The organism is Sphingobacterium suaedae (genome assembly GCF_042684625.1).
GTDB lineage: Bacteria > Bacteroidota > Bacteroidia > Sphingobacteriales > Sphingobacteriaceae > Sphingobacterium > Sphingobacterium suaedae.
In genome coordinates this window covers 1-1134 of the sequence record NZ_JBHULR010000010.1, presented here as the reverse complement: position 1 = coordinate 1134, position 1134 = coordinate 1, and the positions used below count along the sequence as shown (strand labels likewise).

General features: G+C 50.7%; 1 pseudogene. It reads left to right on the top strand.

The window, feature by feature from the left end:
• The first annotated feature begins 1 nt into the window (after nucleotide 1).
• Nucleotides 2-1063, top strand: a pseudogene (locus ACFSR5_RS15745) (IS3 family transposase).
• Nucleotides 1064-1134 lie beyond the last annotated feature (71 nt).

Genomic DNA, 1134 nt, shown 5'->3' with positions numbered 1-1134 from the left:
GATCCTTAAGGAGTTCGAGGCAGGAAAAAGCGTTCAGGAGATCACACGTGAACACGGGGTCAGTCCTGCCTCCTTTTACAAATGGCGACAGCGATACGGAGGCCTTGACGGCAGTGAGCTGAAACGTGTGAAGGAACTGGAAGAAGAGAACCGTAAGCTTAAGCGTATGTACGCAGAGCTTGCCCTGGATTTAGAGGCGGCCAAGGAGGTTATCGCAAAAAAGCTCTGAAGCCCTGCCAAAAGAAACAGATTGCCCAGGGAATTGATGGAGTCAGGGAAAGGCATCAGCAGGGCGTGCCGGGTGTTGGGGTTGAGCAAGACCTGTTATTATTATGTAAACATGCGCGATGATAGTCAGGTGGAATCCGCTCTACGTAAGAAAGCGGAAGATTTTCCACGGGAGGGTTTCTGGAAAGCGTTCAGGAGGTTACGCCGGGAGGGCCATTGCTGGAACCACAAGCGCGTCCACCGGGTATACAGGCTCATTGGACTGAACATCAGGAGGAAAGCAAAGCGGCGGTTGCCGCAAAGGATAAAGCAGCCGCTTGTTAAACCCATATCGCCCAACGACACCTGGTCTATGGACTTTATGAGCGACGCGCTGAGCAATGGCCGCCGATTCCGTTCTTTCAACGTAATGGATGATTTCAATAGGGAAGCGCTGCATATCGAAGTGGACTATTCCCTGCGCAGTTCCCGGGTCGTCTGGGTATTGAACCACCTGATCAAACGCAGGGGTAAGCCCGGGAAAATCAGGATGGACAACGGCCCGGAGTTCATATCCCAGCTTTTAACGGAATGGAGTGTGGTCAACGGCATTGAGTTTATCTACATCCAGCCCGGCAAGCCTACGCAGAACGGTTTTGTGGAAAGATTGAACGGGACCTACCGTGATAATGTGCTGGACTGTTACCTGTTTGACACCTTGGATGAAGTGAGGGAAGTTACCTGGCAATGGATGGATGACTACAACAATCACAGACCGCACGACAGTCTGGGTAACATGTCACCAACGGAATATGCTGCTCTTTCGGCTTTTGAAGGCGATAAACAGGCGTGTTAGGGCTTTTAGGTTTAGGGTAATTTGATGAGAATTTTGTAAAATTACGCAGTCTTAATTGGGGGAAGCCGACA